The organism is Chroococcidiopsis sp. TS-821 (genome assembly GCF_002939305.1).
GTDB lineage: Bacteria > Cyanobacteriota > Cyanobacteriia > Cyanobacteriales > Chroococcidiopsidaceae > Chroogloeocystis.
The window spans coordinates 1542703-1554538 of record NZ_MVDI01000001.1 but is presented as its reverse complement, the minus strand read 5'-3'; the positions used below and the strand labels follow the sequence as shown (position 1 = coordinate 1554538).

The following is an 11836-nucleotide window of genomic DNA, read 5'->3' as shown; positions in this document are numbered from 1 at the left end:
GAATCTTGGTTTCACTAGCTCGATTTAATTTATTTTTGCTTCGCCCCGACGATCGCACAAGCGACTCCCACTAATAAAATAGCCGCACCGACAATTGTCAATTTTGCTGGGAGTTCATTCAGTAGAAAATAAGCAAGAAAACTAGCACCCACAGGTTCAAATAAAGCAGCAAGGGTGACAAAAGTTGGTGAAAGCCAGCGCATTCCCCAGTTTAGGCTAGTATGCCCGAGCATCTGCGAGAAAATTGCAATTAATAGTATGTAAACATAGACAATTGATGGATAACCTGTATACGATGCATTAAATATTCCTGGCAGTGGCAGTAAGATTAATGCTCCTGTCGTGTAAGCAACTGCAATATAGCTGCCTAATCCTAATCCCGCTTGTTGGGCTTGACGTCCAAGGAGTAGATACAAGCTGTACATCCAAGCGCCAAAAAGTGCTAAAAAATTACCTAGCATAGGGCGACTCGCAACAGTATCTACTCCTGAACCTCCCAGTGCAATAATGATACCGCCTGCGAGTGCAACACCAACTCCGATCAGAGTAAGAGGTGATAGCTTTTCGCGCAGCCATAACCATGAAAGTAAAGCAACCCAAATTGGCGTACTACTCACTAAAGTCGATGCAGCAGCAATTGAGGTAAAAGCCAGCGAAGTAATCCATGTGGCAAAGTGAAGTGCTAAACAAACCCCTGCTACTAATGCATAGTATACGGAGGTACGACTTGGATAAGATGAGCGCAGATGACGCCAAGCTGGTAGCAGTAGTATTGCCGAAATTATCAAACGTGCTGCCGATAAAACAAGGCTAAATCCAACACTCGAAACCCCTGGTACTGCTGCAAATGCTAACCTCACAAAAATTGACGCAGTTGAAATACCAAATACGCCAGCAATTAAAACTAACCCAACTTGCCAAGGTTTCGGTGCTCGCCAAATTTGCATCGCATTATCTTACGAGTAGGTAGGTGAAAACCAGCGTAACTTAAAGACTGGTAAATGGTAACTGATCATTGGTAAAAAGAATTTCTATCACCCATTACCTATTACGCTAACCAATCACTCGCTTGCGTCGATTTCACCAAATGCATTCCTGCTGTGGCAAACCGTTCAAAAGTGGCTTCAGCTTGTTCGGAGTAATCTACCACGTTAGGAATAACAACAGGAGAAGTGCAATCTTCGAGCAAATAAATTTTTTGTGCTAGGCTGGCGTCTCTGCTTTTAATTTCTGTTAATAAATCATCAATTGTCCACGCGACGCAGTGGCTTTTAGCTTGACCTGCAACGATCAGTTTGTCAAATTTTAATAAATACTGTATTAAGTCTGTATTTTTTTGCGCGATTGGTTGACCATCAGCACCTATTAAAACTTCTGGATGCAGTACTGAATAATTTTCAGTTAACGGATTATTACCTTTAATTTCAAACCTTGCCTGAGTTTTACGAGCAATAGTATGGAAAAACACTGCTTCCTCCACTGCAGAAACCAACGCATGACTAATACCACCCAGCATGGCGTGATAAGGCCATACCGTTAAAGGATATTTGCCATGATGTGTTAGCTGATTAACGTAGTGCAAGGCATGGTTTTGTAGTGCTTGATAATTTCCGCCACTAATACTCGCAGCAACAGCTGGATTGACCTTCCAGATACCTCGTGCTACTTCCTCAGGAGTAATTAAAGTGGCAGGTGCAGGATGCTCTCCAGAGTCGTTAATCCAAAACACAGGGTGGAAAATTTGCATTGCCGTGTGAGTATCCATTGTGGCGGCGATCGCACTAATTACTCCTAAATTGCGATAGATAAATTCACACAAACGAACATTATCTTCAACCGCACCTATGCCAGATTTACCACCGACAAATAGTTCAAACCCAGGTATACAAAATGTATTCTGAACGTCAACTAAAAGCAACCCAACGCGAATTTTATCTTCACTGGCTGGTGTAATATTATACTTTTTGCTCCACGTTGCGGCTTCTTGCGCGCGTTGTTGGTAAGGAACGCGCCATACTTCGCTGACTTTACTAGGCGCAAAGAATATAGGAATTGGTAATTGATGAGTATCCATAGGTATGAGTTTTTATTCTCATTATGATTAACTCCATCAGTTTTTGCGTGCCGTTAATCTTTACTTAGTTATCAGCAAACTAAGCCTATCGACTTGTTGCAAAAATTAGGTTACTCTAGCAGCTCAAAACCAATCTTCATTTTTCTGAATGCCGATCGTTGACCTTTGATCTTTGACCCTCGATCTCTACTATATAAGTTGTATGTTAAGCTGGTAGGCGAGAAGTAAATTCGGCGGTAGTGTTTGTTTATAATTCACAAGCGCCTCTCCGGATCGAACTCTCTACAAAAGTCGATGCAGGAGAGATTCAATGTCAATTTACGTCGGTAACTTGTCCTTTGAAGTTACTCAAGACGATCTCAGTAGTATTTTTGCCGAATATGGTACTGTAAAGCGCGTACAGCTGCCAACGGATCGCGAAACAGGACTGCCTCGTGGCTTCGGCTTTGTAGAAATGGAAAGTGAAGCTGCGGAAGCTAGTGCCATTGAAGCACTCGATGGCGCGGAGTGGATGGGAAGAACAATGAAAGTTAATAAAGCTAAACCCCGCGAAGACAAACGTTCAAGCAGCGGTAATTGGGGTAGCAGAAACCAAAATTACTCAAAACGCTACTAAGCACGTACTCATAACTTGAGTACGTTGTATTAGCCCTGTTAGAGTGAATGCCGTCAAGCGTATCCACATAAAGTTGTGCATATCGCTAATACAAAATCTTATTAAGAGTTAAAAAACTGAATAACTTTTAACTTTATAAAAAATATATTGTGCTTTTGCTACCTAGCATTTTTTTGTTTGCAAACGAATTTAGTTAATTAACTATACCTAGCATTTTTCACGCTTTATTATTCGTCATTGAATACGGGAGTGACGTTGTAAATATTTTTTGAATTGGCGATCGCGATGCCAAAAATTGTAGTTAAGAGGAAATAGAATGACCCAAGTTGTTGTCGGTGAAAATGAAAATTTTGAGTCAGCATTGAGAAGATTTAAGCGTCAAGTTTCCAAAGCCGGGATTTTACCAGATATCAAGAGTAAGCGTCACTTTGAAACTCCAATTGAAAAGCGCAAGCGTAAAGCAGTTGCGAGAAGACGTAAGCGGCGTTTTCAAAGTAGAGGGTAATTACTATTAGGTAGTAAGCAGACGAAACCATGTCTGCTTATTTTCATTTTAGGTCAATGGTTACTGAATTACTTAAACTCAACCTTCACAGGCGAATAAGGTGAATTACCTTCAGAACTCGACTGAATCTCTAGATCAAATCGCCGCCAACCCATTGATCGTCAACAAAAATATGACAAAGGATTCTTGTTCCAAATGAGCCTTGACGGAATTTTGCTGTAACAAGATGTACAGACCCTTCGGCATCTTTAATTTGTCCTCTAAGTTCGCTAGTGAAACCTAGACCTTGCCTGCGATCGCAGCGCACACCATCAATGTAGAGCTGCTCTCCTCTAAACCATCTATTTTTAGTAAGGATCTCATGACCCTTCCAGTTCACTTTCCAAGTTTTGACCATGATTTTTAACTTTTTAGTACTATTTGGCAACTTGCTGCTGCCATTGCGCCAACGCTAACTTGACAGTTTAGTAAATAGTTCAAGCTATCCAGCTATTGGTCTAGTACCTAAAACTAATTTGATGCGAGCGATTAAGAGGTAGCAAATTGTTTGGCAGCATCGAGTAAATATTCCAAATAAGTACGTGCCACAACGGAAAGCTGCTTACCGTTGGGATAGACGACATACCAGTTGCGATGAATTGGAAAATGTTCTACGTCTAGTACTGTCAATTCGCTACTAGCGCCGTCGGGCGTTAAGGTATGGCGAGACAAAACAGAAAGCCCCAAACCACCAGCGATCGCTTGCTTAATCGCTTCGTTACTACCAAGTTCTAATTTGACTTTTACCGAAATATCGTGCGCGGCAAAGAGTTTTTGCACTGCCTTCCGCGTTCCTGAACCAGGTTCGCGCATAATAAAAGGTTCTTCTGCTAGCCGTGAGAGCGAAATATTTTTTTCATGGGCTAGCGGATGATTTGCGGGTGCTAGTACCACTAGTGGATTATCTAAAAATGGTTGAAACACGACGTCTAAGTGTTCTGGAACCTGACTCATGACATACAAATCGTCTAGGTTATCCGTCAATCGTTCGAGAATGCCTGAGTGGTTCGTAACTTGTAAAGAGATATCAATACCAGGATAGCGCTGGCAAAATGGACCTAACAGACGCGGTACAAAATATTTAGCAGTTGTAATCACGGCTAACTTTAATTGTCCTTGCTTTAAGCCCTTAAGATCAGCCACAGTCATTTCTAACTGCGCTAGCTGCTCAAAAATAGCTCGACAAGTCGTAAACAATTCTTTGCCTGCTTCTGTTAAGTAAAGCCGTTTGCCGACTTGCTCAAATAGTGGTAAACCCACTGCTTTGGTGAGTTGTTTTACCTGCATCGAGACAGTTGGTTGAGTTAGAAATAACTCTTCCGCTGCTCGCGTAAAGCTACCATGCCGTGCTGCAGCTTCAAAGACTTTTAATTGATGAAGCGTCGCTTGCTTCAAGGTTCCCTCTCCTTTAATGTTCAAGGAGGTGTTATAGATATTATTCTATTATTACTATCAGAAATAATGGCTTTTCTTTATAAGAGTTTGCGGTTATTATCAAAACAACAACAAGAGCGTAAGATCCCTTCTGTCCAAGCGTTGCACATTTACAAGATAGTCTGCTGTGCGAGCAATAACTACTCTCCTATCTGCGGCGAACGTGCCACTCTCATCATACTATCAGTGTGCAGCGCTTTTCTTTATTTTGGCATCCAGGCTACCAATCAACTCGACTCCAAGGCTGTGACTTCGGTTTTACTCCATCAATAAACAAACAATTATGAGAGATATGAGAGAAAGGTATGATGACAAAACTTTAAAAATTTACTCTTCCTGCTGAATTTCTACTGGTATTGCAGCTAGATCCGGTAATTTGATCAGCTCAGCTTCAGGCGTCTTATCTTTGATTGCTACTGGTAACTTCAGTGGCTTGGGTTGTTCTTCCAAAAGACAACTTGCTAAAGGTAAGTTTTGCTCTAAGTCATCTAAAGGTCTAGGAATCACAGTTACTGCATTTAACGAATCAGCGTCAATGCGTAAAGCTTCTTGCATTCCTGCTTCGACCGCGACGACAACATCTGCGACTGCACCGCGAATAATGGCAGTACATAGCCCCGCGCCGATCTTTTCGTACGACATTAACTGAACATCAGCTGCTTTGAGCATCGCATCAGCTGCACCGACCATAACCGGAAACCCGCGCGTTTCCACTAGACCAATTGCTTGACTACTCACGCGAATATCGCGCTCAAACTGAGCTAAGTCCGATAAGCGGTTACTAATGGGAAACACAACTTCCAGATTAGGTAAGGGTCGCGGTATGACCAACGTCGAAACCAGCTGACCAAACTCGGCTGCTGTCTGTGCTCCTGCTTCCACCGCTAAGCGAATGCTGGCCACTTTACCACGCACGATCGCAGTACAATGACCGCTACCGATCTTTTCAAATCCTACCAACGTCACTTCTGAGGACTTCAGCATGGCATCAGCAGTTTGGATAATTGCCGGAAAGCTCAAGGTTGAAACTAAGCCCAAGGCGCTTTCCCTTAGATCGTCTTTGCGGCTGAACTGCTCTTTGGGAGCGAATCCTGGGTTTGGTGTCTCCATCTTAAACCTCCATGAGAACAGATCAGAATGTTAAATTAAGGTCGATCAGAAGGAGACTGACCATCTTGTAGGGGGCGGTTTAAGGCTTGGCGGTGGGGAAACATCGTTGACAGCATACGATTCAATTGTGCTTGTCCATAGACTTTTTGAGTTGTAGGTGGCGGTGAAGACGCTGCATCAGCAGGCTCAGGCTCGGGTGGTGTAGGAGGCGGTGTATTCATAGGAGGGGAGCGATCGCCATTTGTGGTTTCGTCCGAAGCAGGGGGGGCGGTTTCATTGATTGTATCAACGTCCGCCACAGTTGGGCGCGTCGCAACAATACGACTTTTATCGCCGACGAGCGAACCTGGCATGACGACTTGTTGCGGTTCGACCGACGCGTTCAAAATCGTAGCTGTCGAACCAATACACGCATTTGCGCCAATTTTCCCTTTACCCAGCACCAAAACACCCGACCCGAGACTCGCTCCTGCCTCTATTTCTAACGTGCCTTCGTAAGCGTGAAGAATACAACCCATCCCAATGCAAACTCCCGCGCCGATAATAATCTGGCTATTGGGACTTGCTTGCAAAAGGACTCCTGGTGCGATCGCCGCACTAGGATCAATGGTAACTTCGCCACTGATGTAGGAATCATCATGACTAGGCGGACGCAGTGGCGGCACATACATTAGAATGGAAACCTCGGCCGGATAAAATGTGATTAAGCTGTCGCAAGCTACCCACAAGTCTAACGAAACTTGTCATTGCTTGTAGGGGTGCTTACTTAAGGTCGTTGAATAATCGTTTCTAAGATCCGTCGTTTGTTAGAATCGATGCCAATTAAGCGTACGTACTCTCCTTCGTACTCCGAAAGAAACGACTCAATCGCGGCGATTGCCGCTGCAGCACTCGTGCTATCAACAGGTCCACAACTTGCCCACGAACCCGTACGGAACCGCCGCTGGTCGACGTGTTCTGCACTCACGCGATTACCTGCGGCAATCAGTTGGCGAATTTGTTCGACGACTTCTGGTTGCAAGCGCGTGCTGCCTGCGTAAGAATTATTGTTAGCAGGTACGGGTTGTGGTTGGCTGCGAATCGGACTGCGGTGGCTATTTGAACTTACTGGCGCTGCTACATGGTTGCCATCTGGACGTTGAATAATTGTTTCCATGACGCGGCGCTTGCCTTTGGGGTCAATACCAAACATCCGCACGTACTCGCCTGCATGATTTGCCATGCAAGCTTCTAGTTCGGCGATCGCTTGCGATTCACTACTGGCGCTAATCGGAGTACAGCTTTGCCAAGATCCGGTGCGGAATCGGCGTTCGTCAACGTGTTCGGTACCGATTTTATAGCCTTGCTGAATCAAGTGCCGGACTTGGGCTACTGTATCTTGATTGAGCTGTCCGCTCGCTGTTGAAGTTGTTGCAGCTGACGGTTGATAACTGCGATAACTACCACTGTAGCTATAGCTGTTTTCCCTGGTGGTTGCTGGTTTGGCAGTTCGCTGATCGTCGGGGCGCTGGATAATACTTTCCATAACGCGGCGCTTGCCTTTGGGGTCAATGCCAAACATCCGCACGTATTCACCCGCATGATTTGCCATGCAAGCTTCCAGTTCGGCAATCACTTCCGATTCGCGGGTAGCACTAATCGGAGTGCAGCTTTTCCAAGAACCTGTCCGAAACTTCCGTTCGTCAACGTGTTCGGTACCGATTTTATAGCCTTGCTGTAAGAGTTGTCGGACTTGTGCTACTGTATCTGGGCTGAGGTAAGGACTTGTCATCATAGAAGAAGTAGAATTGCGGCTGGAACCATTAGAACTATCTGAACTTGCGGTGCGATTAAGCTCATTACGAACTGACGTTATACAAGCTTCATCACTGGCACAGAGATATCCGGCTCGCAAGGCATCATTGACACCTACGATATAACGAGCGAATTCTCTATCGTCTGCTTCAACATCTGGTAAGCGATCAGCTTGCTGTTGATTCGTGATGACTGCTCCTGAAGGCACGAATTTACCGGCGGGAACTTCCACATCTTGAATCAAGGCGTGCATCATCACAATGCAACCATGTCCTATGCGAGCGTTAAATACTGTGGAGCGAAAGCCGATAAAACAGTTGTCTCCAATATAAGCAGGACCGTGAATCAATGCCATGTGCGTAATCGAAGTGTTTTTCCCGATCCACACTGAGTACTGTTTTCCGTCATCGCCAATGACACGACCTTGTTCTAGACCATTGATGACAACGCCATCTTGAATATTAGTTCCTTCACCTATATAGAAAGGAGCGCCCTCGTCAGCACGAATAGAAGTTCCAGGAGCGACCATCACATTCGCTCCTATAGTTACATCTCCAATAACGTTAGAAAATGGATGTACAAATGCACTTGATTCAATTTTTGGCTCTACTAAATTTTTTGACCAAGGCGTCGGGGGGGCAGCCAGGCTGCGGACTACCATCGGTAATTTCCTCCTAATTACTGCGGAACTTAGAATTCAGAATGCAGACCCTACAAGCGAAGTATCTGTCATTCTGTAATTCATCCGTTCATCCAAAGCGCGTACTTATCGATATTGGTCTTTCTTACTGTAAATAAGGCGATCTTCAACGCGAACACTGTCAATAATCGCTACTACCACAGCATCAAGTGGGCGCTGCTCGTTTCCTTGAACAATCCGAGCGGCACTCCCACAACTTACCAACACCCACTCATCGACTCCTGCACCTACATTGTCTGCTGCAACTTCGTATTTCGGTAAAGGCTGCCCTTCTTCATCAACAAGTTGTAATAACAGCAGCTTTACACCACGAAGACTGGGTTCTTTTTGAGTGCTGACTACGTTGCCACGAACTTTTGCAATTTGCATTACGCCTTACATCACAGTCGGTTTCCGTAGGGGCGAATCGCGTTTGTGCTCTCGCGGAACTGTTCTACTGCTTCGGTATAGCGAATTGGCAGGACATACTCCAAGTTCTCGTGAGGGCGAGCAATAATGTGGGTTGACAATACCTGACCGCCATTAACGCGCTTGACATTGTCAATACCCGCAGCGACTGAAGCTTGGACTTCAGAAACATCGCCCCGCACAATGACGGTAACGCGACCACTACCGATTTTTTCGTAACCAACAAGCGTCACCCGTGCAGCTTTAACCATACTATCAGCTGCTTCTACAACTGCTGGAAAGCCTAGTGTTTCGATCATTCCGACGGCAATTGACATCGGTTTTACTCCTTATAAGTGTATTTAGCAAAAAATTGATGCACCTCAAACGCAATTCCGTTAGTTACATGCGGAACTGTTCGACGGCTTCGGTGTAGCGAATTGGCAGCACGTACTCCAAGTTTTCGTGAGGACGGGCAATAATGTGAGTCGAAACAACTTCACCGCCGTTGACTCGTCTGGCAGCATCGACTCCAGCCGCTACCGAAGCTTGCACTTCGGAAACGTCTCCGCGCACAATCACTGTGACACGCGCACTGCCAATTTTTTCATAACCAACAAGCGTCACCCGCGCAGCTTTGACCATGGCGTCGGCTGCTTCCACCACTGCTGGAAAGCCTTTCGTCTCAATCATTCCCACTGCAATTGGCATCGCAGACCTCCTATGTAATTAAAGCAATAACTACTACCAATCAGGCTGTTACAGAAAAATTGACGGGGATGCCATTTGTAACGTACAAAAGCATCTCCAAATTAAGCATAGGAAAGCTTGGCTCTCTTGACAATATTAATTTCTATTATAATTTAAAATAGGATACTTTAAAAAAACTTAACACCTTATGATTGGTTGCTTTTACTTCATCGAAGTTGATCGGTTTCTAGCGATGGAACTTCTGTTTTATAATTTCTTTATTACTTTGGGTTCAAACGAAATGATGAAACAAATCTTTCATTCTGTAGCGGTATGACAGAAGAACATCTTTGCTGTCTAGTTCGGCTTCCGTCAAGCTACGCTTTGACCAAAGTAAGCTTTAATCGAGAGAACAAAAGTTTTGATAAAACTGAATATTCTCAAGTTATTAGTAAACGAAGCTAGAGATTTATCTAGATTAAAAGCAGAATATAGCAAAATCAATTTTGATTTATTATTTGCAATTATTCTAGTTGTTTAATACCATTAAACCACTTTAAATTAACATTATAAATTGCAAATTTGTTTGGAAAACTGGAATGAATCAGACGTTATTTTTAACAAGTTGGTGGGTGCCTTTTTATGGATTAATTGGCGCTATTTTGACACTACCTTGGGCGACTGGAATCGTACGGCGCACTGGTCCTCGACCGGCGGCTTACTTAAATTTGGTAATGACAGGAGTAGCTTTTGTACATAGTTTAATTGTTTGGAAAGACATCTGGAACCAAGAGCCGCAAAGTTTACTGTTTACTTGGTTTAAAGCTGCAGATTTGGACTTATCAGTCGCAGTAGAGCTATCGGCTATAAGTATGGGAGGAGTAGTTTTAATTGCCGGTTTGAGCCTTTTAGCCCAAATTTATGCTTTGGGATATATGGAAAAGGATTGGGCTTTGGCAAGATTCTATGCCCTAATTGGTTTTTTTGAAGCTGCTTTGAGCGGTATTGCCCTCAGTGACTCCTTGTTTCTCAGTTACGTCTTACTGGAATTACTCACACTTTCAACTTATTTGTTAGTAGGATTTTGGTACGCACAGCCACTTGTCGTGACGGCAGCGCGCGATGCATTTTTAACCAAACGTGTTGGAGATATCCTACTATTGATGGGAGTTGTAACGCTCTCAGCAATGGCAGGGAGTTTGAATTTTTCCGAATTGAACCAATGGGCACAAACCGCGGAACTATCCCCTTTAACTGCGACCTTGTTAGGTTTGGCATTAATTGCGGGACCAGCAGGTAAATGCGCGCAATTTCCACTGCATCTTTGGCTGGATGAAGCCATGGAAGGACCAAACCCCGCGTCGGTGTTGCGAAACTCAATGGTCGTTGCGGGTGGCGCGTATGTGCTGTTTAAACTACAACCAATTTTAGTGCTCTCACCTGTAGCGCTCGATGCTTTGGTCATTCTGGGGACAGTCACGGCGATTGGTGCATCGTTGGTTTCATTAGCACAAATCGATATCAAGCGCGCCTTATCGCATTCGACAAGTGCGTACATGGGGTTAGTCTTTATTGCGATAGGAATGGAACAAGGTGGGGTAGCGCTGGTACTGTTATTTACACACGCGATCGCTAAAGCATTATTATTCATGAGTGCCGGATCGGTCATTTTGACTACGCATACGCAAGATTTAACCGAAATGGGCGGTTTGTGGTCGCGGATGCCTGCAACAACGACAGCTTACGTTGTAGGAGCCGCAGGTATGGTGACGCTGCTACCTTTGGGCAGTTTTTGGGCAAAGCTGCAATGGGTTGATGGTTTTTGGAATAGTCATCCGTGGATTGTCGCGATCCTGTTTTTGACGAATGGCTTAACAACCTTAAACCTTACCCGTGTATTCCGTTTGGTGTTCTGGGGCGAACCACAACCAAAAACGCGCCGCGCGCCAGAAGTTGCTTGGCAAATGGCTGTACCAATGGTAAGTTTAACCATCACAACACTGTTAGTACCGCTTTTGTTACAACAGTGGCAACTGCTGCCAAATTGGACAGATATCAATTGGTCAGCAACATTAGTTCTTGTATTATCGAGCGTTTTGGGACTAGCGATCGGCTCAACGATCTACCTCCACAAAGCATGGTCGCGGTCAATTCAGCTACCCTGGCGATTCGTTCAAGATTTATTAGGCTACGACTTCTATGTCGATCGCTTGTATCGCTTAACCGTTGTAAGTGCAGTTAACTTCATGTCGCGGTTGAGTGCGTGGGTCGATCGCTACTTAGTTGATGGCTTCGTCAATTTAGTCGGTATCGCAACGATTATTAGCGGGCAAGGCTTGAAATATAGTAACTTTGGGCAATCACAGCTTTATTTACTCACAATTATCTTTGGCGTCAGTTTACTCGGTTTTTTGATTAGTTGGTCATTTGGTCTACTCGCTCACTGGCAATTATTCTGGGAAGCCATTCAGAGATAAATACGCTTTT

At 44.4% G+C, this 11836-nt stretch carries 13 protein-coding genes; 3 read left to right on the top strand and 10 right to left on the bottom strand.

All coding sequences use genetic code 11. From position 1 onward, the window contains the following. Positions 1-29: 29 nt before the first annotated feature. Both B1A85_RS07030 and B1A85_RS07025 read right to left on the bottom strand, forming a co-directional pair. Positions 30-947, bottom strand: a complete 918-nt coding sequence (locus B1A85_RS07030) for a DMT family transporter (RefSeq protein WP_104546144.1) — start codon at positions 945-947, stop codon at positions 30-32. A 101-nt stretch (positions 948-1048) separates the two neighbouring features. Continuing rightward, on the bottom strand, positions 1049-2074 hold the full coding sequence (locus B1A85_RS07025; RefSeq protein WP_104546143.1) for an isochorismatase: 1026 nt from the start codon (positions 2072-2074) through the stop codon (positions 1049-1051). Positions 2075-2384: 310 nt separating this feature from the next. Between B1A85_RS07025 and B1A85_RS07020 the strand changes: the two genes are divergently transcribed. Beyond that, positions 2385-2690 carry an RNA-binding protein gene (locus B1A85_RS07020; RefSeq protein ID WP_104546142.1) on the top strand — a complete coding sequence of 102 codons (306 nt, stop codon included), beginning with the start codon at positions 2385-2387 and terminating at the stop codon, positions 2688-2690. A 316-nt stretch (positions 2691-3006) separates the two neighbouring features. Continuing rightward, positions 3007-3195: a 30S ribosomal protein S21 gene (gene rpsU, locus B1A85_RS07015; protein ID WP_073547617.1), complete on the top strand. Its 189-nt coding sequence runs from the start codon at positions 3007-3009 to the stop codon at positions 3193-3195. Positions 3196-3325: 130 nt separating this feature from the next. Here the strand turns inward: rpsU and B1A85_RS07010 are convergent, their stop codons facing one another. From B1A85_RS07010 to B1A85_RS06975, 8 genes are all read right to left on the bottom strand, one after another. Further along, positions 3326-3622 carry a hypothetical protein gene (locus tag B1A85_RS07010; protein WP_210404213.1) on the bottom strand — a complete coding sequence of 99 codons (297 nt, stop codon included), beginning with the start codon at positions 3620-3622 and terminating at the stop codon, positions 3326-3328. A 101-nt stretch (positions 3623-3723) separates the two neighbouring features. Continuing rightward, positions 3724-4629, bottom strand: a complete 906-nt coding sequence (locus tag B1A85_RS07005) for a LysR family transcriptional regulator (protein WP_104546140.1) — start codon at positions 4627-4629, stop codon at positions 3724-3726. A 366-nt stretch (positions 4630-4995) separates the two neighbouring features. After that, entirely contained in the window at positions 4996-5778 is a 783-nt protein-coding gene (locus B1A85_RS26005; protein ID WP_104546139.1) for a BMC domain-containing protein, read from the bottom strand. Positions 5779-5813: 35 nt separating this feature from the next. Beyond that, positions 5814-6449, bottom strand: coding sequence for a transferase (locus B1A85_RS06995; protein WP_104546138.1), 636 nt, complete (start codon positions 6447-6449; stop codon positions 5814-5816). Between the two features lie 95 nt (positions 6450-6544). Next, positions 6545-8233: a ribulose bisphosphate carboxylase small subunit gene (locus B1A85_RS06990; protein ID WP_104546137.1), complete on the bottom strand. Its 1689-nt coding sequence runs from the start codon at positions 8231-8233 to the stop codon at positions 6545-6547. A gap of 105 nt (positions 8234-8338) precedes the next feature. Beyond that, positions 8339-8641 carry a EutN/CcmL family microcompartment protein gene (locus B1A85_RS06985; protein ID WP_104546136.1) on the bottom strand — a complete coding sequence of 101 codons (303 nt, stop codon included), beginning with the start codon at positions 8639-8641 and terminating at the stop codon, positions 8339-8341. An 11-nt stretch (positions 8642-8652) separates the two neighbouring features. Continuing rightward, positions 8653-8997: a carbon dioxide-concentrating mechanism protein CcmK gene (locus B1A85_RS06980; protein ID WP_104546135.1), complete on the bottom strand. Its 345-nt coding sequence runs from the start codon at positions 8995-8997 to the stop codon at positions 8653-8655. A 64-nt stretch (positions 8998-9061) separates the two neighbouring features. After that, entirely contained in the window at positions 9062-9370 is a 309-nt protein-coding gene (locus tag B1A85_RS06975) for a carbon dioxide-concentrating mechanism protein CcmK (RefSeq protein WP_015187138.1), read from the bottom strand. Positions 9371-9948: 578 nt separating this feature from the next. Between B1A85_RS06975 and B1A85_RS06970 the strand changes: the two genes are divergently transcribed. After that, on the top strand, positions 9949-11826 hold the full coding sequence (locus B1A85_RS06970) for an NAD(P)H-quinone oxidoreductase subunit F (protein ID WP_104546134.1): 1878 nt from the start codon (positions 9949-9951) through the stop codon (positions 11824-11826). The last annotated feature ends 10 nt before the right edge of the window (positions 11827-11836 follow it).

Bases quoted from the DNA above. Each gene is read 5' to 3' on its own strand.
- B1A85_RS06970 (WP_104546134.1), top strand. From the start codon at position 9,949: ATGAATCAGACGTTATTTTTAACAAGTTGGTGGGTGCCTTTTTATGGA.
- B1A85_RS07025 (WP_104546143.1), bottom strand. From the start codon at position 2,074: ATGGATACTCATCAATTACCAATTCCTATATTCTTTGCGCCTAGTAAA.
- B1A85_RS07030 (WP_104546144.1), bottom strand. From the start codon at position 947: ATGCAAATTTGGCGAGCACCGAAACCTTGGCAAGTTGGGTTAGTTTTA.
- B1A85_RS26005 (WP_104546139.1), bottom strand. From the start codon at position 5,778: ATGGAGACACCAAACCCAGGATTCGCTCCCAAAGAGCAGTTCAGCCGC.
- B1A85_RS06975 (WP_015187138.1), bottom strand. From the start codon at position 9,370: ATGCCAATTGCAGTGGGAATGATTGAGACGAAAGGCTTTCCAGCAGTG.
- B1A85_RS06985 (WP_104546136.1), bottom strand. From the start codon at position 8,641: ATGCAAATTGCAAAAGTTCGTGGCAACGTAGTCAGCACTCAAAAAGAA.
- B1A85_RS07020 (WP_104546142.1), top strand. From the start codon at position 2,385: ATGTCAATTTACGTCGGTAACTTGTCCTTTGAAGTTACTCAAGACGAT.
- B1A85_RS06980 (WP_104546135.1), bottom strand. From the start codon at position 8,997: ATGTCAATTGCCGTCGGAATGATCGAAACACTAGGCTTTCCAGCAGTT.
- B1A85_RS06995 (WP_104546138.1), bottom strand. From the start codon at position 6,449: ATGTATGTGCCGCCACTGCGTCCGCCTAGTCATGATGATTCCTACATC.
- rpsU (WP_073547617.1), top strand. From the start codon at position 3,007: ATGACCCAAGTTGTTGTCGGTGAAAATGAAAATTTTGAGTCAGCATTG.
- B1A85_RS06990 (WP_104546137.1), bottom strand. From the start codon at position 8,233: ATGGTAGTCCGCAGCCTGGCTGCCCCCCCGACGCCTTGGTCAAAAAAT.